Annotated in this window: 18 protein-coding genes; 9 read left to right on the top strand and 9 right to left on the bottom strand. The window is 64.1% G+C overall.

From position 1 onward, the window contains the following. Positions 1-45 precede the first annotated feature (45 nt). The 4 genes from P4U43_RS05245 to P4U43_RS05230 all read right to left on the bottom strand — a co-directional run bounded on the left by P4U43_RS05245 (position 46) and on the right by P4U43_RS05230 (position 7,144). The gene (locus P4U43_RS05245; RefSeq protein WP_277357790.1) at positions 46-1,815 is read right to left on the bottom strand and encodes an ABC transporter ATP-binding protein; all 1,770 of its coding nucleotides are present in this window, start codon (positions 1,813-1,815) and stop codon (positions 46-48) included. A 104-nt stretch (positions 1,816-1,919) separates the two neighbouring features. After that, a complete protein-coding gene (locus tag P4U43_RS05240; RefSeq protein ID WP_277357771.1) occupies positions 1,920-3,740 on the bottom strand; it encodes an ABC transporter ATP-binding protein in 1,821 nt (606 codons plus the stop codon). A gap of 120 nt (positions 3,741-3,860) precedes the next feature. Then, on the bottom strand, positions 3,861-4,796 hold the full coding sequence (locus tag P4U43_RS05235; RefSeq protein ID WP_277357770.1) for a metallophosphoesterase: 936 nt from the start codon (positions 4,794-4,796) through the stop codon (positions 3,861-3,863). Between the two features lie 2 nt (positions 4,797-4,798). Then, positions 4,799-7,144 carry a transglycosylase domain-containing protein gene (locus tag P4U43_RS05230; RefSeq protein ID WP_277357769.1) on the bottom strand — a complete coding sequence of 782 codons (2,346 nt, stop codon included), beginning with the start codon at positions 7,142-7,144 and terminating at the stop codon, positions 4,799-4,801. A 37-nt stretch (positions 7,145-7,181) separates the two neighbouring features. On the opposite strand from P4U43_RS05230, the gene P4U43_RS05225 reads away from it, so the two are divergent. The 4 genes from P4U43_RS05225 (at position 7,182) to P4U43_RS05210 (ending at position 9,861) form a co-directional block, all read left to right on the top strand. Then, complete coding sequence (locus P4U43_RS05225) at positions 7,182-7,343, top strand: DUF4177 domain-containing protein (RefSeq protein ID WP_157358939.1); 162 nt, start codon at positions 7,182-7,184, stop codon at positions 7,341-7,343. Continuing rightward, a complete protein-coding gene (locus P4U43_RS05220; protein ID WP_277357768.1) occupies positions 7,340-7,822 on the top strand; it encodes a RidA family protein in 483 nt (160 codons plus the stop codon). Before P4U43_RS05225 ends, P4U43_RS05220 begins: the two co-directional genes overlap by 4 nt. 5 nt (positions 7,823-7,827) lie before the next feature. After that, positions 7,828-8,739 carry an NUDIX hydrolase gene (locus tag P4U43_RS05215; RefSeq protein ID WP_277357767.1) on the top strand — a complete coding sequence of 304 codons (912 nt, stop codon included), beginning with the start codon at positions 7,828-7,830 and terminating at the stop codon, positions 8,737-8,739. Between the two features lie 138 nt (positions 8,740-8,877). Beyond that, positions 8,878-9,861, top strand: coding sequence for a hypothetical protein (locus P4U43_RS05210; RefSeq protein ID WP_277357766.1), 984 nt, complete (start codon positions 8,878-8,880; stop codon positions 9,859-9,861). A 26-nt stretch (positions 9,862-9,887) separates the two neighbouring features. On the opposite strand, the gene P4U43_RS05205 is transcribed toward P4U43_RS05210, so the two are convergent. Then, positions 9,888-10,565, bottom strand: a complete 678-nt coding sequence (locus P4U43_RS05205) for a Crp/Fnr family transcriptional regulator (RefSeq protein ID WP_026544229.1) — start codon at positions 10,563-10,565, stop codon at positions 9,888-9,890. A gap of 207 nt (positions 10,566-10,772) precedes the next feature. On the opposite strand from P4U43_RS05205, the gene P4U43_RS05200 reads away from it, so the two are divergent. From P4U43_RS05200 to P4U43_RS05185, 4 genes are all read left to right on the top strand, one after another. After that, entirely contained in the window at positions 10,773-11,957 is a 1,185-nt protein-coding gene (locus P4U43_RS05200) for a MarP family serine protease (protein ID WP_277357765.1), read from the top strand. Positions 11,958-12,119: 162 nt separating this feature from the next. Continuing rightward, positions 12,120-13,814, top strand: a complete 1,695-nt coding sequence (locus P4U43_RS05195; RefSeq protein WP_277357764.1) for an ABC transporter substrate-binding protein — start codon at positions 12,120-12,122, stop codon at positions 13,812-13,814. Positions 13,815-13,899: 85 nt separating this feature from the next. Beyond that, a complete protein-coding gene (locus P4U43_RS05190) occupies positions 13,900-14,904 on the top strand; it encodes an ABC transporter permease (protein WP_056543435.1) in 1,005 nt (334 codons plus the stop codon). Then, positions 14,901-15,845: an ABC transporter permease gene (locus tag P4U43_RS05185; protein ID WP_277357763.1), complete on the top strand. Its 945-nt coding sequence runs from the start codon at positions 14,901-14,903 to the stop codon at positions 15,843-15,845. The genes P4U43_RS05190 and P4U43_RS05185 overlap by 4 nt, the downstream gene beginning before the upstream one ends. A 164-nt stretch (positions 15,846-16,009) precedes the next feature. Here P4U43_RS05185 and P4U43_RS05180 read toward each other — a convergent pair whose 3' ends face one another. The 4 genes from P4U43_RS05180 to acs form a co-directional block, all read right to left on the bottom strand. Beyond that, positions 16,010-17,743, bottom strand: coding sequence for an ABC transporter ATP-binding protein (locus P4U43_RS05180; RefSeq protein ID WP_277357762.1), 1,734 nt, complete (start codon positions 17,741-17,743; stop codon positions 16,010-16,012). 4 nt (positions 17,744-17,747) lie between these two features. Next, a complete protein-coding gene (aroQ, locus tag P4U43_RS05175; protein WP_277357761.1) occupies positions 17,748-18,224 on the bottom strand; it encodes a type II 3-dehydroquinate dehydratase in 477 nt (158 codons plus the stop codon). Positions 18,225-18,274: 50 nt separating this feature from the next. Beyond that, a complete protein-coding gene (locus tag P4U43_RS05170) occupies positions 18,275-19,573 on the bottom strand; it encodes an MFS transporter (protein ID WP_277357760.1) in 1,299 nt (432 codons plus the stop codon). A 161-nt stretch (positions 19,574-19,734) separates the two neighbouring features. Further along, a complete protein-coding gene (gene acs / locus P4U43_RS05165; RefSeq protein WP_277357759.1) occupies positions 19,735-21,717 on the bottom strand; it encodes an acetate--CoA ligase in 1,983 nt (660 codons plus the stop codon). A gap of 304 nt (positions 21,718-22,021) precedes the next feature. Between acs and P4U43_RS05160 the strand changes: the two genes are divergently transcribed. Then, positions 22,022-23,437, top strand: a complete 1,416-nt coding sequence (locus tag P4U43_RS05160) for a hypothetical protein (RefSeq protein WP_277357758.1) — start codon at positions 22,022-22,024, stop codon at positions 23,435-23,437. Positions 23,438-23,440 lie beyond the last annotated feature (3 nt).

Genomic DNA, 23,440 nt, shown 5'->3' with positions numbered 1-23,440 from the left:
CCCTGACGAACTAGCGGTCCGTGGGCAGCAGCTCGCTGACCAGCGCTAGACGAGCGAGTCCTGCCAGGCTGCGTGCAGGGTGGCGAAACGGCCGTTGCCGCTGATCAGGTCAGCGGGTGTGCCGTCCTCGACAATCGCGCCATCATGCACCACCAGCACGCGGTCCGCGATCTCCACCGTGGAGAGCCGGTGCGCAATAATCAGCGCGGTCCGGTTACCGAGCAGCTTCTGCAGGCCCTGCTGGACCAGCCGTTCGCTGGGGATGTCCAGCGAGGACGTTGCCTCGTCCAGGATCAGGACCGCCGGGTCCGCGAGGAACGCCCTGGCAAAGCTGATGAGCTGCCGTTGCCCCGAGGAGACCCGGCCGCCGCGCTTGTTCACATCGGTGTCGTAGCCCTTGGGCAGCGACGTGATGAACTCATGTGCTCCTACAGCCCTGGCGGCCTGCTCGATCTCTTCGCGGCTCGCCTCCGGCTTGCCCAGGGCGATGTTGTCAGCCACGCTCCCACTGAACAGGAACGCCTCCTGCGTCACCATGACGACGGCGCGGCGCAGGTCCTGCGGGGACAGTTGCCTCAGGTCCACACCGTCGAGGGTGATGCTGCCTTCGGAGACGTCGTAGAACCGGGCGATGACCTTGGCGAGAGTGGACTTACCGGCGCCCGTCTGGCCGACGAGGGCAATCGTCTGCCCGGCCGGGATCGTGAGGTCCATGCGCGGCAGGATGACGGGACCATCCCCGTAACGGAACTCAACGCCGTCGAACTCTATCCGGCCCTGCGCGTCCTTCAACGGCACGGGGTTCTTCGGCGGGCGCACCGTCGGTACTTCCTGCAGGAGCCCGGACACCTTCTCGAGAGCCGCCGCTGCTGACTGGAACGAGTTGTAGAACATGGCCATCTGGTCAACCGGTTGGAAGAACCGCTTGCTGTACAGCAGCAGTGCCAGCAGCGCGCCGACCTCGAGCGATCCGCCAAGCACCCGGAAGCCTCCGAACAGGAGCACCGCGGCCACCGTCACGTTGCCGATCAGGACCAGGCCCGGCTGGAAGACGCCGTTGAGGTTGATCGAGCGCACCGTCACCTTGCGGTAGTCCTCGGCGAGCTCGTCGTAGCGGTCTGCGTTGACCTTCTCGCGGCGGAACGCCTTGACCGCACGGATGCCGGTCATGGTCTCGATGAAGTGGACGATCAGCTTCGCCGACACCACCCGCGATGACCGGTAGGCGATCTGCGAGTGCTTCTGGTACCAGCGCGCCAGGAACGTCATGGGGATAGCCGCGACCAGAAGGAGCAATCCGGTGGGCCAGTCGAGCACGAAGATGGTGACAGCGGTGAAAATCATGTACATCAGGCCGGACGCCAGGGAACTGACGCCGGAGTCGAGCAGCTCGCGTAGCGCTTCCAGGTCCGAGGTCTGGCGGGAGATGATGCGCCCGGAGGTGTACTTCTCGTGGAACTCGAGGCTGAGCCGCTGGGTGTGCCGGAAGACGCGCAGGCGGAGATCCAGCAGCATTTCCTGGCTCAGCCGGGCTGCTGCGAGGACGTAGCCGGCTGTGAGGGTCGCTGCCAGTACGGCCGCGATGAGGTAGGTGATGCCCGCAGCCCAGAGCAGCGCGGACTCGCCCTGCAGCAGCGAGGGGAGAGCGTGGTCGATACCGAAGGCGATGATCGCCGGCCCGGCCACCCGTGCGATCTGGGAGAAGACCACGAGGAACGCGGTCCAGATGAATTGCCGGCGGTTGGGGCGGATCAGGGAGCCGAGCAGTTTGAAGGACCGTGTCCGCACCGATTTGTTCTGTGCCCGGTCCAGCATCACGTCGTCCTCGTTGGAGACTCCTGAAGATATGACCGACGGCGGCTGGCCCGCGCGGGTGCGCCTGTTCGGCTTTTCCTGCTTCTCCTGTTTCGGTGCTGCACTCATGCGCGGGCCTCCTGGTCGTTGTGCTCCAGCTCTTCCAGCTCGCTGTCCAGATCCACGGGTTCCTCGGTCAGGCTCGCAATGACGTAGCGGTAGTGGTCGCTGCGGACCAGCAGTTCGGTGTGGGTACCGACCTCGGAGATGCGTCCGTTCTCCATGAGTGCGACGCGGTCGGCGAGCGCCACTGTGGAGGGGCGGTGGGCCACAATCAGTGTGGTGGTATCCGCGAGGACCTCGCGCAGGCGCTCCTCCACAAGTTCCTCCGTGCGCACATCGAGCGCGGACAGCGGGTCGTCGAGGACCAGCACCCGCGGCTTGGCCGCGATGGCCCGGGCGAGCGCCAGCCGCTGGCGCTGCCCGCCGGAGAGGCTGAGTCCCTCTTCACCGATGAGCGTATCCACGCCCTCGGGAAGCGAATACACGAAGTGCGCCTGCGCAACGTCCAGCGCCTCGGTGAGGATGGCGTCGTCGTCGTCCTGGGCGTCCACACCCATCAGTACGTTTTCGCGGACCGAGTTGGAAAACAGTGTGGTGTCTTCGAATGCCACCGCTACGTGGCGGCGCAGTTCCTCCAGAGAGAACTCGCGGAGATCGATCCCGTCGATGCGGATAGCTCCACCGGTGACATCGTAGAGGCGGGGTACCAGTTGGAGCAGGGTGCTCTTGCCGCAGCCGGTCACTCCCACCAGAGCCATGGTTTCGCCGGCCCTCAGCGTGAGGTTGACTCCGTCTATGACCGAAGTGGATGTGTCCTTCGCATCGGGATAACGGAAGGAGACGTCGTCGAACGTTACTTCGCCGTGCGGATCGGTGAGGGTGCGGGGATCAGGCGGTCCGGTGATGGTGTTCTCAGACTCCATGACCTCGTAGTGGCGGTCGATTGCCGTTTTGGCTGTGAACGTCATGGCGAGCAGCGGGCCGATAAACTCGACGCGCCCCGCCACCACGCCGGCGGTTGCGAAGAACGCGACCAGTCCGCCGATGGTGACGTCACCGTTGACAGCGAGGAGGATGCCGGTGACCAGCGAAGCGCCCAGGGCGAGTTCGGGGAGCAGCGTCACGATCAGTGAGAACGTGGCCAGGCTCTTGGCTTTGTGGATTTCCGTTTCACGCAGTTCCTCGGCCTGGTCACTGAAGGCGTCCAGGGCTTCCCGGCTCCGCCCGAAGGCCTTCAGGACGCGGATACCGTGGACGGACTCCTCGACGGTGGTGGCGAGGTCACCCGCCTGGTCCTGGCTCTTGCGCGAGACCCTGCTGTAGGAGGTCCGGAAGCGGAATCCGTAGATCATCACGGGTACCGCCGCTGTAAGGAAGATCAGGGCCAGGGGCCAGCTCATGAAGAACATGATGGCCACGCCCGCGGTCAGCGTGATTGCGTCCACCACGAGCATGATGGCGCCGAATGCCATCCACCGCCGCATGAGGTTGAGGTCTGACATGGCACGCGACAGCAGTTGGCCGCTGCCCCAACGGTCGTGGAAGGCTACCGCGAGGTTCTGCAGATGACGGTAGAACGACGTGCGCAGGTTGGTTTCTACCGTGGTTGCAGGATTGATGACGAAGAACCGCCGCAGGGCAACGAAGACAGCCTCGAGCACTCCGAGCACCAGGACAATCCCGGATGCGATCCACACGGTGGAACTCGCCTGACCTTCCGCCAGGGCGTCATTGACGAGGACCCGGAAGACCTGCGGGATGGCAAGCACCATGACGCTGGCACCGAGCGCGGCAAAAAGGCCGAGAACCAGTCGCGGAATGATCGGCTTGAGGTGCGGGTACAGGCGCCTGAGAGACTCCCACAGCGTTGTTTGCGTCGGCATGTACTTCTCTCGAAAGTTGAAGATTCGAGGGAGCCGAAATTTTCGTGTCCCCCAGCAACAATCCTATGTCAGACCGTGCGCGACGCGCTCGTCAGGGAACCGTCACCGCGGACCCGTTGCTCAGCGTGACGTGAGCGTCAGTAATACTGCTTCGGGGCGGCAGGCGAAACGGACTGGCGCAAACCGCGAGGTTCCGATTCCCGCTGACACGTTCAGCGGGACTGCCCGGCCGTTGTGCTCCCACTGGGTCAGACCACGGGCACGCCAGGTGGGCAGATCACAATTGCTGACGAGGGCGCCGTACCCGGGAACGCATACCTGTCCGCCATGTGTGTGGCCGGCGAATATCAGGTCTGCTCCGCCGTCGGTGAAGGTGTCGAGGACACGCTGGTACGGGGCATGGGCGACGCCGACACGAAGGTGGGGTGCCTCGCCTGCGGTACTGCTTCCCGCCGGGAAGCCGGCGAACTTGTCCCGTCCCAAATGGGGATCATCAACGCCGCTCAGATCCAGCCGGACGCCGCGAACAGCAACCGACTGCGACCGGTTGGTCAGATCAACCCAGCCAGCGGAGCCGAACCGCGCGAACATCTGCTGCCAGGGAAGTTCCTTCAGCGGCTTGTCTGCCTTGCTTGAGGAGGGACCGGTGAAGTACTTGAACGGATTCTGCAGCCGCGGTGCGTAGTAATCGTTGGAACCGGGAACAAAGACACCCGGGAACTCGAGGAGCGGTTCGAGCGCATCCAGTAGGGGCGCAAGCGCCTTGGGGTGGCTGAGGTTGTCGCCGGTATTGACCACGAGGTCCGGCTTCAGCTCTGCAAGGCCCTGCAACCACTTGGTCTTGGCGGCCTGACGGGGCACCATGTGGATATCCGAGAGGTGCAGGACCTGCAGCGGCCTGCTGCCCTGGGGAAGAATCGCGAGGTTCTCCTTGCGAAGTCCGAAGAGGTTGCGCTCGACGAACGCTGCGTAGCCGAAGGTGGCGACGCCGGCCGCTGCTGTTATGCCCAGCGCTACCGCTGCGCCGTTACGCGAACCCTCTGTGGTTGTCCCCACGATCAGCCGTTACCTCCGCCGTTGCCGTTTCCATTACCGTTGCCGTTCCCATTGTTCCCTGAATTGTCTGGGGGCGTAACGGGCAGGGTGTTACCGCCGGGTGCCGGGGGGAGAATCAGCTGACCGTTGTTGGTTGTGCCGTTGGTTGTCCCGTTGGAATTCGGCTGCTGTGATAACTGGTCCTGCTGTTCCTGGCGGCTGGTATTGATCATGTTCGACGGCGGGTCAGCAAACGGCTCGGGCTGGTAGGAACCTTGGATCTGCTGCATGTAGCGGGCCCAGGACGGCGCAGCGATCAGCGAACCGTCGATCTCCGGGTAAGTCCGTCCGCCAATCTGCATTCCGCTAAGGCTCGTGTTGCCTTCTTTCCAGTTACCGATCCACGAGGCCGTTGCCATGGCGGAGTTGTAACCCATGAACCAGGTCTGCGAGCGGGCGTCATTGGTGCCGGTCTTGCCGGCCATGGGGATGTCGCCGAACTCAAGCAACTGGCCCGAACCGCGCTCTATCACTGCCTGGGTGGCGTAGTTCACTCCGCGCGCGATTTCCTTCGGGATTACCTGCTCACATGATTCCGGCGGAACCGGATAAGTGTCTCCGTTGACCGCAGTCACTTCAACAAGTGCCCGAGGCTCGCATTTGAGGCCTTCGGCGGCAAGGGTGGCATAGGCGGTTGCCATTGACATCGGGGAGACGTCGCTCGAACCACCGATGAGCATCGGGACGTTGACATCGACCGGAAGTGGCTCACCCTCCGAGCTCTTCCCGTTGTGCACGCCCATCTCGAAGGCCATGTCACGGATCTTGCAGAGATCGAGCTGTTCGGCGGTCTCGAAGGTCACCGTGTTGTAGGACTGCGCAAGGCCTTCAAGGACGGTGTAATTACCGTAATTGGTGTCGCCATAGTTCTGCGGCTCGTACTCGTAATTCGGGTCGTCGCTGAGGATCTCGTAGAACCCTCGCGGCAGGCAGCTGGCCTCCCAGCGATCGCCGGCAGGGTAAGCCTTCTTGCTGCCGTCCACCACTGTATTGAGCGACCGGCCGTCTTCCAGCCAGGCGGCCACGACAAACGGCTTGAAGGTCGAGCCCGGCTGGAATCCGCCGAGACCGCCAATGGGCTTGTTCGGATCACCCTTGTAATACGCGTCTACATTGAAGTTCTGAACGGAGTCGCCCGGTGTTTCACCCGGCATGAAGCGCGTGTTCTGAGCCATGACCAGGATGTCTCCGGTGCCCGGCTCAAGGCTCACCATGGAGTGGCCCACGGCGGGATCGGTGGTCTCGCGGTTGGCGGTCTCATTGATGGCCGTCTGCGCAGCTGCCTGTGCGCGCGGATCAAGGGTGGTCTTGATGGTCAAACCGCCGCGGTACAACAGGTTCTCCCGGTCCTCACGGGTTTCGCCGTAGGCAGGATCATTGAGGACCAGGTGCGTCACATAGTCACAGAAGTAGGGTGCCTGCTCGGCGCCTACGCAGCCATTCAAGACCGGCGTGATGTTCAGTCCGAGATCCGAGGCAACGGCGGCGTCATACTCTTCCTGAGTGATTTTTCCGGTCTCCAGCATGCGGCCGATCACCAGATTGCGGCGTTCGAGCGAGCGCTCCGGGTAGAGCTCGGGGCTGTAGAAGGTGGGGCCGTTGACCACGCCGGCAAGCAGCGCAGCCTGCTGGATGTTGAGGTCTTTTGCCTCGACGTTGAAGAAGTACTTGGAGGCGGCCTGGACGCCGTAGGTGTTGCCGGTGAACGGCACGATGTTCAGGTAGCCGGCAAGGATTTCGTCCTTGCTCAGCTCCTTCTCCACGGCGATAGCCAGCTTGGCTTCGCGGAGCTTGTCGCCCAGGGTTTTCTGACCGCTGAAGGTGATGTCGCCGCCGCTCTGCATGCTGGCGTCTATGAGTACGTTGTTGACGTACTGCTGCGTGATGGTGGAAGCGCCGCGGGTGGTGTCGCTGCTGATGTTGCTGATGGCGGCGCTGATGATGCCCTGCAGGTCAACACCGCCGTGGTTGTAGAACTGATCATCTTCAATGGCGATCAGCGCATCCGTCATGTTCTCGGAGACCTGATCCAGCGTCACGGGCTGGCGATTCTCCTCATACAGGGTGGCGATCAGCGAGCCGTCGGAGGCAACGATCTTGGAGGGTTGGGCGAGCGCACCGCGCTCAAGCTCAGCCGGGAGGTTCTCGAAGAACTGGATGGACGCGGAGGCGCCGGTGCCGGCAGCAGCAGCCACGGGCACGAGGAGACCGGCAGCAAGCACCCCACTCAATCCACTGATTCCAAGAAATGCAATGATTTTCCCCAGGGTGGTTGCCGTGTCAAAGAAAGGAGATTTACGAGCAGCCATGTACTCCAGTTTACAAGCACGCGCTACCCTGTGAGTCATGACCAAATGGGAGTACTCCACAATTCCGCTCATCATCCACGCGACCAAACAGATTCTCGACCAGTGGGGTGAGGACGGCTGGGAGCTCGTGCAGGTGGTTCCGGGGCCTGACGGCAACGGTCTGGTTGCATACCTCAAACGGGAGAAAAACGCGTCGTGACCAGCGCCAATGAAGCAGTGTCAGCGGTAGAGAGCAGGCTGAAGGATCTCGGGATCACCCTCCCCGAGGTGGCCGCTCCGGTGGCCGCCTACATTCCCGCAGTAGTCTCCGGCAACTACGTCTACACCTCCGGGCAGCTTCCGTTTATTAATGGTGAACTCCCAGCTACAGGCAAGGTCGGCAGTGATATAGAAGCCGAGCAGGCCAAGGAGTTTGCGGCCGTCTGCGCAGTCAATGCACTCGCGGCTGTGAAGTCCCAGATCGGAGACCTCGACCGCATCAGCCGGATCGTCAAGGTGGTGGGCTTCGTCGCGTCGGATCCCACGTTCACGGGCCAGCCCGGGGTCATCAATGGAGCGTCCGAGCTGCTGGGGCAGGTCTTCGGCGAGGCCGGCGCCCACGCGCGTTCCGCCGTCGGGGTTGCGGTACTACCATTGAATGCGTCGGTAGAAGTCGAGATTATCGCGGAGTTCATCTAGTCACCGTGAACCGTTCAAGCACCAGGCTCTTCCCAGTCCCGGAAGAGCAGCAGGGTGCCGCCCGCAGCTGGATTGATCACGGCGAGCGCACCCCAATGAAGCCGCGTCCGGCGTCGTCGGTCGTGTTGATCCGTGACGCTCCGGTCGGTACCGAGGTGTACCTCTCCTACCGTCGGGGGGAGTCACCGCTTGGCGTGGTGGCCTTCCCCGGCGGCAGCGTGGAGGAGAACGACGACGAACCCGTCACCTGGTATGGCCCCTCACCTGCCCACTGGGCAACGGCACTCGCAACCGACGATCATCATGTTGCGCGGCGATTTGTGATTGCCGCGATCCGCGAACTTTTCGAGGAGACCGGCGTGCTGCTCGCCGGCCCGGACGCATCGAGCCTTGTCGAGGGCACCCGCCACCCGCAGTGGATGGAAGCCCGTGAAGCAATCGCCGCCGGTGACAGGACGTTTGCGGAGATCCTCGCGAAGCGGGGGCTCGGTCTGCGCACCGACCTCATCAAGCCGCTGTCCGCCTGGCTGAGTCCGGATTTTGCCCATCGCCGTTTTGACACGCGGTACTTTGCTGCGGCGCAGCCGGTAAATCAGGAGCCCACCCTGTTGGCGAGCAAGGGCGTGTGGGGCCAGTGGCGGTGGTCTGCCGAGGAGATCATGCAGCGCAATACCACCTCCCTCGGCGATGAAGTCAACCAGCCGAACACCGTCGGCCGGGGGCTGAGTGAACTGACTGTGCCCGCGGTTGAACTCATCCTCGAGAAGATCGGCTCCTCGCGCGGCTGCATCGCCTATCTTTCCCACAAGCGGCCGATGAAGGTCTTCTCCCCCCGGCTCGTTGAGGCCGAGGGTGAAACGAAGATCGAGGTCGAGTGCTCAACCGCCACGGAAGGCTCGGAGCAGCGCGGCCGGTAGCCGCCGTCGTCCAGCTTCAATCCGGAACTTTTGCGCACCTACGGTGACTTCCCGGCGTCGGAATCCACGTGATCTGCGCAGAAGTTACCGTCTGTGGATAGTCGGCGCACAGGATTCGGGAATGCGTTGAGATAGAACATGCCCAAACGCGCTCCCTTGCCCGACGAACTGGTTGGACGGTCCTTCACCTTGCGGTCAGCGCTCAGCGCTGACCTGTCGATCAGCCGAACGCGCGCGAAGGATCTGACCACCCCCAGCCGGGAAGTGCGCGTGCCCGTCGGCGCTATCCAACCCGTTTTATCGCGCTGCCGACCCTACGTGGAGTTGCTGCCGGGGAGTTTCGTTTCGCATACGACCGCCGCAGAGATTCACGGGATACACCTACCGCACTGGATTTCCCACGAGCAGGTGCACTTGTCCCGTGGTAGACAGACAGCCGGACCGCGCAGGAAGGGAGTCAAGGGCCATCGCCTCGATATCTCCGAAGGAGACGTTGTTGAGATCGACGGGTTGCCTGTGACGTCGCTCGCCCGAACCTGGCTGGATTTGGCAACGGTGCTACCGCTCGAGGACCTGGTGGTTGCCGGCGACCAGATCATCAGCGAACACACCCGCTCCTTCGGCCCGCCGAGGATCCCAATGGTCCCGAAACGGGACCTGGAGCGGTTCATCGCAACACACGGACGGAGCTGGGGCATACAGAAGGCGCGGTCAGCTTTTGATCGGCTTCGCGTCGGCGTCGACTCGCCACCGGAGAGTCTGGTGCGCCTGATCCTGGAGGACGCAGGGTTGCCGGAATTCTCGGTGAACTGTCCGCTACGGGACGCAAACGGGGTGATCGTTGCCTGGACGGACCTCGGCTGCGAGGCGTTCCGGGTCTGCATCGAATACGACGGCGAGCATCACCTGACGCCCGAACAGCAGGCCAAGGATATGGCCAGAGATGCCAAAGTTGCAGAGGTTGAGTGGGCGCAGGTGAAACTGAACAGCCTTGACCTGCCGGAGGGCAGCTGGCGGGTCGTCGCGAAGGTCAAGAAGGCACTCCTCCGGCAGGGATGGCGCCCGGGATCCCAGGAACTTTTAGGCACCTCTAGTGAGTTCCCAAACCGTAGACCCGCCTGACCTGCGCAAAAGTTCCCAAAGGGGGGCTAGCGGCTCCGCTGACGCAATCGCTGGATGTCCAGAATGACGACTGCGCGCGCCTCCAGGCGCAGCCAGCCGCGCTGGACGAACTCGGCCAGGGCTTTGTTCACGGTTTCACGCGAGGCGCCGACAAGCTGCGCGAGTTCTTCCTGGGTCAGTTCGTGAGCTACGAGGATGCCGTCAGTGGCAGGGCGGCCGAAGCGGTCCGCGAGGTCCAGCAGTGCCTTGGCCACGCGGCCCGGTACGTCGGAGAAGACCAGGTCCGCCAGGGATTCGTTGGTGCGGCGCAGCCGGCGGGCCAGGGCCTGCAGCAGCTGGGCGGACACCTCGGGGCGGGTTTCCAGCAGGGCACGAAGATTCTCGTTCTTGAGGCCGGCGAGGCGGGTCTCGGACACAGCCGTGGCCGTGGCGGTGCGGGGGCTGGGATCGAACAGGGCCATTTCGCCGAAGAGCTCACCGGGGCCGAGGATTGCCAGCAGGTTCTCGCGGCCGTCCTGTGCGGTACGGCCAAGCTTGATTTTGCCGGAGACGATGAAGTAGAGCTGGTCGCCCTGATCGCCTTCCCGGAAGACCGATGCGCCGCGCGACAAGTCCACTTCGGTCAGCTCGTCAGTGAGCGCCGCAAACACCTCGTCGCCCAGTGAAGCGAACAGGGGCGCCCTGCGCAGTACCTCGATATCCATGAAATCTCCTCTGTATGATGCAGAACCAGCCAGTTTCCCGTCTTTTCCCATCTTGCCGTACGCAAGGACGTTGTGACACCTGCTACACGCATGTTCGCCCACGGGGTAGGGGAAATCACTCCAATCCTTCCCGGCGGACTGTCAGCGCGGGACCGTAGAATCAAAGCTCAGCAGGGGAAGTGCAGCGCTTCCTGGAAAGGGAGTGGCGTGTTCGGTTTTACCCTCCTGGACATCATCCTGGTGCTGATGCTGATTGGCTACCTCATTGCCGGGCTGAAGAACGGCTTCCTGGTCACCCTCGGCGGCATCATCGGGTTCGCGGCCGGCGCAGTGGCCGCCTTCTTCGCCATACCGCTGGTCAGTGCGTCGGTATCCGAGGACTCCTGGCGGCTCGCCGCGGTGATCGCCACTGCCCTGCTCCTGGTCATCATCGGGCAGGCACTCGGCGCGGGACTGGGACGCGCGCTCAGCAGCAGGGCCGGGTCAGCTCCCGTGCGCGTCATCGACCGCCTTCTGGGAGGGGCCACCAATGTCGTCGTGGCCGCGCTGGTACTTGCCATGCTGGCTTTCAGCATCAGCACCATGGGCGTGCCCTTCCTTTCCCAGTCAATCGCATCGTCGAAGGTGCTCGGCAGTATTGACACCCTGACGCCGTCGCCCGTTCGTGCCTGGATGGCGCAGATCCGCTCCATTGCCGTTGCTGACGGCATACCCACGCTTCTTGAGGGTGTGGCGCCGGCCAGCCCGGCTCCGGTACCGGATGCATCAGTGGACACACCGGCGCTCGCCACCGCATCCCAATCGGTCCTGCGCATCGCCGGAACCGCCTACCAGTGCGGCCAGAACCAAACCGGGTCCGGATTCATCGTCGCGCCGGGTCGGGTAGTGACCAACGCCCATGTGGTAGCAGGGGTAAACCAGCCGGTCGTCGAGGTTCCCGGTGCAGGCGCAGTGCCGGGAAGCGTTGTCTATTTCGATCCGGTGAGGGACATCGCCGTGATCGCTGTGGACGGCCTGGACCGCGCGCCGCTTGCACTCGGGGAGGACCTCGAAACCGGGGACACCGCGGCGTTCGCCGGATACCCAGCGGGCGGGCCGTTCCAGGTTCAGCCGGCAAGCATCCAGAACCGGTCCGACGTCCTTGTCGAGAATATCTACGGTGCTGACCCGACGGCGATCGACGTCTACACGCTCGCCGCAAACGTTCAGCAGGGGAATTCCGGCGGGCCGCTTCTGGACATGGAGGGCCGCGTCGCCGGAGTCATCTTTGCGAAATCCACGGCTGATGTGCCAGTGGGGTACGCGCTGACGTTGGAGGAGCTCCGTCCGGTCGTCGAACAGGCGGCAGCGCTCAGTGAAACCGTGTCCGCCGGGCAGTGCACCGAACGCTAGGAAGTGCCGGCGCTTAACCAAATCGTGATCGCTTGCTGGCGGGAAATACTGCATGCGCCCGCGCTGGGAGTTAGGCTCGTCACATTAGGCAACACGGCCTGCCCGTGCGCCGCCCGGGCACAGTGACGTGTCCGCCAGGTAACAGATCATCAGGAGCACTTAATGTTCACAAGCACATCGGCGCGGGGGACGCATCCCACAAAGAAGCGCGCTGCCGCCATTACTGCCGGCGCCGCAATCAGCGCTCTGCTGCTCAGCGGCTGCGTCCAGAGCCAGCGTGAAGAGGACGGCGGCGCAGCGGCGGAGGGCGAGGTCGACTCGACTTTCGTCTTCGCGGCCTCGTCCGACCCAGCATCGCTTGACCCCGCCTTCGCGAGCGACGGCGAGTCCTTCCGCGTCAGCCGGCAGATTTTCGAGGGCCTTGTAGGCGTCGAGCCGGGCACGGCAGACCCGGCACCGTTGCTGGCGGAATCATGGGAAACATCCGAGGACGGACTGTCCACCACGTTCGCGCTGAAGGAAGGCGTGACCTTCCACGACGGCACCGAGTTCAACGCCGAAGCCGTCTGCTTCAACTTTGACCGCTGGTACAACTTCACCGGTCTGGCCCAGGCGCCGTCGGTGTCCTACTACTACAACAACCTGTTCCGCGGCTTCGCTGATTCGCCGGACGCTGCGGTGTATGAGTCCTGCGAAGTGAACGGGGACCTCGAGGCCACCGTCACGCTTGCCAAGCCGTTTGCCGGGTTCATCCCCGCTCTGTCCCTGCCGGCATTCGCCATGCAGAGCCCCACCGCGCTGCAGGAGTTCAACGCCGATGACATCGGAGGTTCCTCCGAAGCTCCCCAGCTGAGCGAGTACGCGGAAGGCCACCCGGTGGGAACCGGTCCGTTCAAGTTTGACTCCTGGAACGTCGGCGCAGACCTCACCGTCACCGCCAACGAGGAGTACTGGGGCGAGCAGGGCGACGTCCAGACGGTCATCTTCCGCATCATCGATGACCCGCAGGCACGCACCCAGGCGCTGCAGGCCGGAACCGTCGACGGTTTCGACCTCGTCTCCCCGGCGGACATTCCCGTTCTTGAGGAGGAAGGGTTCATGATCGTTCCGCGCGATCCGTTCACCATCCTCTACCTCGGCATCAACCACGCCGTCGAAGAGCTGAGTGATCCGCTGGTCCGCGAGGCCATCCACCACGCAATCGACAAGCAGGCGTTGATCGACCAGACGCTGCCCGAGGGAACCCAGCTGGCCACCCAGTTCATCCCCGATGTTGTGGACGGCTACAACGAGGACATCACCACGTACGAGTATGATCCTGAGCGCGCCAAGGAACTGCTGGCCGAGGCCGGCTACCCGGACGGCTTCGAGGTCCAGTTCAACTACCCGACTGACGTCTCCCGCCCGTACATGCCTACTCCGGAGCAGGTGTTCACGAACCTCAGCGACCAGCTGAAGGACGTCGGTATCACGGTCACCCCGGCGCCGGATGTCTGGACGCCTGACTACCTCGACCGCATCCAGGGCACCGAGAACCACGGCATCCACCTGCTCGGCTGGACCGGCGACTACAACGACACCGACAACTTCATCGGCGTCTTCTTCGGCCAGGAGAAGCCCGAGTTCGGCTTCGACAATCCGGAACTGTTCAACGCACTCAGCGAGGCTCGCGGCATGACTGACCGCGAGGAGCAGACCGCCACGTACGAGGAGATCAACGAGCAGATCGCCCAGTTCAACCCGGCGATTCCGCTGGCGCACCCGGCGCCGTCCCTGGCGTTCGCTCCGCGGGTAGATTCCTACCCGGCGAGCCCCGTCAATGACGAAGTCTTCAACATGATCGAACTGAACGAGTAACAACTCTGGCGGAGGGACCGGCCCATCGGTCCCTCCGCTTTTGTTTGCTCTCGTCCACTCGATGCCACACTGTTGAAAGGACCTCGTGCTTCGCGTCATTGGTAAACGCCTCGCCCTGCTCGTTCCGACCCTGTTTGGACTTTCGGTCCTGCTTTTTCTCTGGGTTCGAGGCCTGCCGGGCGGGCCTGCAACAGCCCTGCTGGGCGAGCGGGCAACCCCGGAAGCGGTCGCCCGCGTCAACGAACTGTACGGTTTCGACGAACCGATCCTCCTCCAGTACTTCACCTACATGGGTAAACTGCTGCAGGGCGATTTCGGCACCTCGATCATCACGGGCCGTCCCGTACTGGAAGAGTTCGCAACACGCTTCCCGGCCACGCTTGAACTGAGCGTGGTGGCGCTGATCTTCGCGATCGGCGTCGGTATCCCGCTGGGCTATATGGCCGCCCGCCATTACGGCAAGCTTGTCGATCATGGTTCGGTAGTCCTCAGCCTGATCGGCATCACTGTTCCGGTCTTCTTCCTGGCCTTCATCTTCAAGTACCTGTTCGCCATCCAGTGGCCCATCCTGCCGCCGGATGGACGCCAGAATCCGCGCATCAACGCGACGCACGTCACGGATTTCTATGTGCTGGACGGCATCCTGACGGGCGAGTACGACGCCGCGTGGGACGCCTTCCAGCACCTGATCCTTCCGGGGCTCGCACTGGGAACCATCCCGCTGGCCATCATTGTGCGCATCACGCGCGCTTCGGTGCTGGAAGTGCAGAACGCCGATTACGTTCGGACGGCCCGCGCAAAGGGCCTCATGGAAAGAACAATCCGAAGCCGGTTCATCCTGCGTAACGCGATGCTCCCGGTCGTGACGACCATTGGCCTGCAGACCGGCCTGCTCATTTCAGGTGCGGTCCTCACCGAAACGGTGTTCGCCTTCCCCGGCATCGGAAGTTTCCTCCGCGACGCCATCTTTGAACTGGACTATCCGGTGCTGCAGGGCTTCGTCATCTTCATCGCGATCCTGTACGCCCTGATCAACCTCCTGGTTGACGTTTCGTACTCCGTCATCGATCCAAGGGTGCGTGTGCAATGAGCACAATATTGCCTCCCGCCGCGGGCGGGCCAACTTCTCCGACCACTGATCCGAGCCTCGCCGAGGGCGGCGGCACCGGCCTCTGGAAAGACGCGTTCCGACGGCTGCGCCGAAACCCGCAGGCGATTGCCGGCGCGATCATCATCGGGCTGTTCCTCCTGGTCGCCGCGCTGGCGCCGATCCTTGCACCCTACGGCGGGGAAGCACTGCCCGGGCGCACGGAAATCACCCCGACCAACATCCCCGGACCCGGCGAACTCGCGGAGTACCCGTTGGGCCTCGACCGCTTCGGTGGTGATGTGCTCAGCAAACTGATCTGGGGGGCGCAGGCGTCGCTGCTGATCGGCGTCATCTCGACGGCGATCGGCCTGGCCGGCGGAATGCTGCTCGGGCTGCTTGCCGGTGGATTGGGCGGCTGGGTGGACAGCGTCATCATGCGCTTCGTGGACATTCTGCTGTCCGTCCCGAACCTGCTCCTCGCCGTCAGTATCGCGGCCATTCTGGGACAGGGGCCCTACGCGGTGATGATCGCAATCGGTGCCTCGCAGCTGCCGATCTTCGCGCGCCTGCTGCGTTCATCCATGCTCTCGCAGCGTGGTTCGGACTACATCCTGGCAGCGCAGACGCTCGGCCTGAGCAAGCGCACCATCACCATGAGCCACCTGCTGCCCAACAGCGTGGGGCCGGTGATCGTGCAGGCGACACTGTCCCTTGCGACAGCCGTGATCGACGCCGCTGCCCTGTCCTTCCTGGGGCTCGGCGGCGGGGTTCCGCAGACAGCCGAATGGGGCCGCATGCTGACCTACGCACAGCGGGAGCTGGCCTCGGATCCATACCTGGCGTTCCTGCCCGGTGCGTGTATCGCCATCACTGCGCTCGGATTCACCCTGCTGGGCGAATCGCTGCGCGAAGCGCTGGACCCGAAGACCCGCCAGAAGTAGATCTTTCAGGAAAAAGTACGACGACGGCCGGTCACCTTTCGAAGCGAAGGTGGCCGGCCGCCGTCGTACGTTAAGGAACTTTTGTGCAGCTCCGGCGGCTTCTGGGCGTCAGAAGTCGCCGGAGGTGCGCAAAAGTTCCCACAGAAGGGCCCTCGGAGGAGGGGTCAGGCGATATTGAGTTCGTTGCCCGGGATGGAAGCCAGGAGCTTCCGGGTGTAGGGGTGGCGCGGGTTCTGGAAGACTTCCTCGGAGCTCGCCGCTTCAACCAGCTCGCCGTCCTTCATGACGCAGACGTAGTCGGAGATGAGCCGCACAACAGCGAGGTCGTGGGAGATGAACAGGTAGCTCAGGCCCAGCTCGGACTGGAGGTCACCCAGAAGCTTGAGGATCTGTGCCTGCACCAGCACGTCGAGGGCGGAGACGGGCTCGTCGCAGACGATCAGTTCCGGCTTCAGCGCGAGGGCCCGGGCGATGGCGACGCGCTGCCGCTGGCCGCCGGACAACTCCGAAGGGTAACGCCGCAGCGCGTTGTGCGGCAGGGACACCTGGTCCATGAGCTCGCGTACGCGGGCAGCGCGCTCCTTCTTCGAGCCGCGTTTATAGGCGTTGAGGGGTTCCTCAACGATCCGCTCGATGGTGAACATGGGGTTCAGTGAGGAGTACGGATCCTGAAAGACAGGTTGCACGCGCTGGCGGAAATCGGCGAGCTGCGCCTTGTCCAGGGTTGCCACGTCCATGCCGTCGAACTTCATGGTGCCCGAGGTGGGTTCGATGAGCTTCAGGAGCATACGCGCCGTCGTCGTCTTGCCTGAGCCGGACTCGCCCACGATGGCGACCGTCTGCCCGCGTGGAATGTCCAGGGTGACGTTTTTTGCGGCATAGAAGTCTTCGGAGCTGCCGCGGCGTTTGTAGATCTTGGTCAAGTCACGAATTTCGACGATGTTGTTCGTCGGTGCGGCCTCGTCTACGGAGTCGGCGTCCGCCTGGTGCTCCTCGAAGGCTGCCTGCGCCACAGCGGTGCGCTTCGCGGCGTCCTCGTGGTAGGCGCCCGGACGGAGGCGGACCGCCGCCACGCTCGGTGCGGCCCGGACCAGTGACTGCGTGTAGGGGTGTTTGGGATCGTTGAGGAGCTGGGCAGCGGGACCGGTTTCAACTACACGGCCGCGGTGCATCACCACGAGCTCCGACGCGCGCTCCGCGGCCAGACCGAGGTCATGGGTGATGAGCAGCACCGAGGTTCCGAGCTGCTCAGTCATCGTGTCGATCTGGTCGAGGATAGTGCGCTGCACGGTGACGTCGAGGGCGCTGGTCGGCTCATCGGCGATCAGCAGGCGCGGACGGCACGCGAGCCCGATGGCGATCAGCGCGCGTTGGCGCATGCCGCCGGAGAACTCGTGCGGGTACTGCTTGGCGCGGTCCGCGGCGTCGGGCAGGCCGGCAGCCGACAGCACCTCGACCACGCGTTCCTTCACGTTCTTCTTGTCTGCGAGCCCGTGCACCAGAAGGGTTTCCGCCACCTGGGTGCCGATCTTCGCAACCGGGTTGAGGTTGGACATGGGGTCCTGAGGCACCAGGCCGATAGCCCGGCCGCGGATGGTGCGCATCGCGGACTCCGGAAGGGGAACGAGGTCCCTGCCCTCGAAGAGGATGCTTCCGCTGGTGACCCGCCCGTTGCCGGGCAGCAGGCCGATGCAGGCCATCGCCGTCGTCGATTTGCCCGAACCCGACTCGCCCACGATGGCCAGCGTCTGTCCGCGGTGGAGGGTGAAGCTCGCATCCTCGACGGCGTGTACCTCGCCGTAGGTGGTGCGGAAGCTGACTGCCAGGTTCTTCACCTGAAGCATGGGGGCGTTCTTGGCGTCATCGACAACGTCGTCGATAGAGGTGATTTCCGTCATAGCTCTATCGTCCCTCATAACCGCCCTGCATCAGGTCATGGCGCGTCAGTTTGCGCACGAGGTGGTCAATGGCCATCCGGTAGCCGTCCACGCCGGCGCCCACAATCACCGCATCGACCACGGGGGAGAGGTAGGACTGGTGCCGGAATTCCTCCCGGCGGTGCACGTTGCTGATGTGCACCTCGACGATCGGCAGGCCCACGGCGCTGACTGCATCCCTCAGGGCAACTGAGGTGTGGGTGTAGGCACCGGCATTGAGAACAATTCCGTCAGCAGTTCCGGCAGCGCCCTGGATAGCGTCGACAAGATCACCCTCATGGTTCGACTGCCTGCAGTTGACGGCCCACCCGTGAGCACCGGCGGCGGAGGCGCAGAGGTTCTCAACGTCGTCGAGCGTGTGGGAGCCGTAGACACCCGGTTCACGGGTGCCAAGCAGGTTCAGGTTGGGGCCGTTGAGGATCAGCAGGGTAGTGGTCGCCATGGCTTAACTATGCCTGATTCGTCAGCGGTGGACCCGCCGTTTGGCGGGCGTCAGTCGAGGGCGGGCACAGGCCGGCGGAGGCGTGCTGCCGCCGTCGCGCCGGCAACGGTCACGAGGCTCATGAGAGCCAGCACGACGCCGGGATGCCACCATGCGCCGTCTGTCGCCGCACCGAATGCCTGCGTGATCGACGGCGCAAAACCGGCCACGATCGCGGCAATGCTGTAGGAGAAGGACAGCGCGGTGAAGCTGGTGCTCGGTTCGAAGAGGTCCGCCATCAGGCCGCCAAGCGCTGCCCAGCTTGCGGTGGGCAGGATTCCGCCGAGCAGGATCGCGGCAACGTAGAGCGGAGCGTCCGCAATGCTGATGACCCAGTACAGCGGGAAAGCGATCAGCGCGGTGCCGATCGCCCCGCCGGCCACGACCTTCGCCGACCCGATTTTCATGGCCAGCCAGCCGAAGGCCGGGATGGTTGCAAGCTGCAGTAGTGAACCGATGAGCGCCGCGTTCAGCACTGTTTCCTGCGATAGTCCCAGCCGCTCGGTTCCGTAGGCCTGCGTGTAGGAAACCATGAGGAAGTAGGAGCCGATCCCGAGGACGGCGGACGCCGTGGCAACGACGACGGCGACCGGTTGGGAGCGCAGCACGCTCACCAGCGGTACGCGCACCTTTTTGGTGGTCCGGAAGACCGGCGTCTCATCGATTGCCAGGCGCAGGTAGAGCGCGACGGCGAGGAACGGGAACGCAAGGAGGAACGGGATGCGCCAGCCCCACGTGGTCATGACGTCCGGTACGGTCACCGCGAGGATGAGGAAGATCAGCGAGATCAGCATGGTGCCCACGGGCGAGCCGAGCTGGGGAATGGCCGCGTACAGGGCGCGCTTCCGAGGGCTGGCATGCTCCGTGGCGATCAGGATGGATCCGCCCCACTCGCCGCCCAGCGACAAACCCTGGAGCAGGCGCAGCACGGTGAGGATGATGGGCGCCCACACGCCGATGACGCTGTAATCAGGGAGGAGCCCCACAGAACCCGTAGCCAGGCCCATCAGCAGGATGGTCCAGATGAGGGTTTTCTTCCGGCCGATCCGGTCGCCGAGGTGACCGAAGAGGATGGCTCCCAGCGGGCGGGCCACGAAGCCCATCGCGAAGATCAGGAACGCCGAGAGAGTGCCCGCGAGGGGGTCCTGGGCGGCGAAGAAGACCTCATTGAACACGAGCGCGGCTGCAGTGCCGAAAACGTAGAAGTCATAGGACTCAAGGGCGGTTCCGACGAAGGACGCAGCGGCGGTCTTCCGGGCCATTCCTGGGCGGGTGGCCGGCGTCGGGCGGGGTGCGGTAGAGGTGGACACGCTTCAGAATTGTCCTCGCCGCGACCCTGGCGCGGCCAGCTTTCCCGGGCAAGGTCACAGTGCCGGTTGACGCACCTCACACTGCGGGCGCCGGACCGCCTCCCCTGAGGGTGGCAATCCGGCGCTCAGCCCGCCTTTGGCGTAATCGTCAGGCGCAAGCGCTACTTCCGCAGCGACGCGGCGATCTGCTGCATGATCGTTGGATCCGACAGCGTGGTCGCATCGCCGACCTCGCGGCCTTCCGCCACGTCCTTGAGCAGGCGGCGCATGATCTTCCCGGAGCGGGTCTTGGGCAGTTCGGGCACCACCAGAATATTGCGGGGTTTGGCAATCGGCCCGATCTCCTTGGCAACGTGATTGCGCAGGGTGGTAACGACGTCGTCGTCCTGAGCTGCGGAGCCGCGCAGAATCACGAACGCAACCACAGCCTCACCGGTGGTCTCATCAGAGGCACCGACGACGGCAGCCTCCGCCACCGATGGGTGGCTCACCAGCGCGGACTCGATTTCCGTTGTGGACAACCGGTGCCCGGAGACATTCATGACGTCATCCACGCGGCCGAGCAGCCAGATGTCGCCGTCTTCATCGCGTTTGGCGCCGTCTCCGGCGAAGTACATGTTGTCGAAGCGGGACCAGTAGGTCTCCTTGAACCGCTCCGGGTCTCCCCAGATTCCGCGCAGCATCGCGGGCCACGGTTCACGGATCACCAGGTAGCCGCCGGAACCGTTGGGCACCGACTGGCCCATCTCGTCCACCACGTCCACGGCGATGCCGGGCATTGCCACCTGCGCAGACCCGGGCTTGCACGCCGTGACCCCGGGCAGCGGGGACACCATGTGCGCCCCGGTTTCGGTCTGCCACCATGTGTCCACAATCGGAGCGCGGGTATCCGAGCGTCCGCCGTTGCCGCCGATAATCTCCCGGTACCACATCCACGCTTCGGGGTTGATGGGTTCACCGACCGAGCCGAGGACCCGGATGGAGGAGAGATCAAATTTGGCCGGGATGTCCCGTCCCCACTTCATGAAGGTGCGGATGGCTGTGGGAGCGGTGTAGAGGATGGAGACCTTGTACTTCTCGATCAGCTCCCACCAACGGCCCTGGTGCGGGGTGTCAGGCGTGCCTTCATACATCAGCTGGGTAGCGCCGTTCACCAGCGGTGAGTACGCAACGTAACTGTGGCCGGTAACCCAGCCGATGTCCGCGGTGCACCAGAAGACATCGGTCTCGGGGTGCAGGTCGAAGGTGTACTTCTGCGTGAACGCTGTCTGCGTGAGGAAGCCGCCCGTGGTGTGCAGGATGCCCTTTGGCTTTCCGGTGGTGCCGGAGGTGTAGAGGATGAAAAGCGGATGCTCTGAATCGTGCCCTTCAGCGGTGTGCTCATCCGAGGCCGGCCCCACGACGTCATCCCACCAGGTGTCCCGCCCCTCGGTCCATTCGACCGGCTCCCCGTTCCGTTTAACCACCACCACGTTCTCGACGGTGTGTCCGGGACGTTCAAGAGCGCCATCGACGGCGGGCTTGAGGGCGCTGGGCTTGCCGCGGCGGTAGGTGCCGTCGGATGTGACCACCAGTTTGGCTTCGGCATCGTCAATCCGGCTGCGGAGGGCGTCGGCCGAAAATCCGCCGAAGACCACCGAGTGGACGGCGCCGATACGGGCGCAGGCCAGCATGGTAATGACTGCCTCGGGAATCATCGGCAGGTAAACCGCCACGCGGTCGCCCTTCGCCACCCCGAGCGATTCGAAGGCGTTGGCAGCCTTTTTCACTGCGGTGGTGAGCTCAGCGTAGGTGTACGTGCGGGTGTCACCCGGCTCACCTTCGAAGTGGATGGCAACGCGGTCCCCGCGGCCCTGCTCAACATGGCGGTCAAGCGCGTTGTAGGCGGCGTTGACCTTCCCGCCGACGAACCATTTGGCGAAGGGAGCCTCAGACCAGTCCAGGGCCTGCGAGAAATCCTCATGCCAGGTCAGTAGTTCCCGAGCCTGGCGTGCCCAGAATCCAGGGCCTTCCTTGCCCTGCTCATACAGTTCGGCCGTGGCAATGGCATGGGCAGCGAAATCCTCGCTCGGCGGGAAGCGTCGTTCCTCGTGAAGCAGATTTTCAAACGCGTCACCAGTGGAAATCCGGGTGTCTTCAGACATTGTGAGCCCCTTCGGCCAATCGGTACTTCAGGCGGGCTTGAACAGACTCAGTCGGCCCGCGAATGTGCTGTGTTCCACAGTAGTGGCGACCTCCCCCAAACCGTGTGCCACCGGTCACACAGCAGATGCGAAAGGCACGGATTCTGCGGTGAGCGGTGGGCGCGCGGACCCGACATGTCCCATCATTGGTAGGAAAGGAAGTGGGCGTTGACTAGGGTTGTCAAAGAAATCCGAATCCGGCTCAACGCCTTCGGCACCTTCGACTGCGGCACCCACCGCCGTTATTGAAACGGAGAATCCAGACATGACCGAACAGCGCCAGTACGACGGCGGCGCAGACACCGCGCACAGCTCGCCGGTGCAGCAATCCGGCCGGTCCGAAGCCCCTGCTGATGTTTCGCCGTCCGCCGGACCTACCGAACACGGACCCGAGGCGGTAGCCGGCCCCTTCACCCTGCGTGAAACCGTCATCGGTGTCTCCGTGCTGGTGATGTTTGTCGGAACCATCCTGCCGTTCGTTGACGGCGTCAACCTGTGGCGCACGTTCTCCCTCTTCTTCCTGGGTATCGGCATTCTCCTGCCCGTCGCTGCCCTGGCGCTGCTGGTGGCCCGCCGCCAGGGCAGCAAGCGGCTGCGCGTCGGTTCTCTCTCCGTTGACCAGTTCGCTTCGGTTGCGGCGGCCTTTGCCGCAGCGTTTTTCTTCCTTCAGACGGTCACGACGTTCGAGATCGGTGCGCTGATTGCTCTGCTCGGATCGGTCGGATTCCTTGTGGCCACCGTCGGCGGCCCGCATATTGGCCTGTTCAGGCCCGATTTCGCCGGCCGTCCGTCGTCGTCCGCTCATCCCATTGCCAGGGAAGCGCTGCCCGCGAAGCAGCGCCCGCCCAAGCCGGTCCCGGCGGAGAAGGTCAGCGGCTGGCACAGCCCGTCCTCCTCAGGGGAATCATCTGCGAGTGGCCCGAGCAGCGCCGGATACAGTGCCGGTTACGCCGTCGCGGGATATGCGGCTGGCCAGGGATCGGGTGCCGCCCAAAGTCCCTCGGTGCAGGAACCTTCCAGGCAGGAACCTTCCGCGCAGCAGGATCCGGTGCAAGATTCAGCACGTCAGACCGCGGGCTCTGCAGCGCACGCTGAGACGTCTGCAGCGGCGTCTCCTGAAGCCACGGAACCAGCAGCGCAGTCCGGCGCCGCTCCCGCCCCGGCCGTGCCGGCAGATTCCGGCGCTGAGGATTCGGCGACGTCCGCAGCGACCGCTCCTTCCGGGACGCACGCGGAGTCCGCGGGTACCGCTGGATCCGCTGCGTCTTCTGCACCCGCTGCCTCTGTCGCGCCAACGGAGTCGGCCGCGCCGGCAGCTACCGCCGCGCAACCCAGGGTCGAGGGAACCACGCCGGACAGAACGGCGGCTCACCCCGTTGCGCAGCGCTCTAACGACACTGGGGATGAGCACTCCTCTCATCCCCGTACGGAATCCATCTCGGCTACCCGTGACGCTGATGAGGACGAGCCCATGCTTGAGGCTTTCTGGTTCGCCGTTGGGACACCCCGTTCAGTGGTTGACGAGCAGACGGGCGCGCCGCTGTTCGTACTTCAGCCCGGCGACTGGGAAGTCGGCATCGAGGACCGCGGACACGAGTTCCTCGTTCAGGACAAGCGCACCGGCCGTGTTGGCGTCATGAGGGATCTGCGGAACATCGAGCGGGCCCCCACCGAGGGATAGCAA

The organism is Arthrobacter vasquezii (assembly GCF_029455255.1).
Lineage (GTDB): Bacteria > Actinomycetota > Actinomycetes > Actinomycetales > Micrococcaceae > Arthrobacter_D > Arthrobacter_D parietis.
This window is presented reverse-complemented; position numbering and strand designations above follow the sequence as displayed.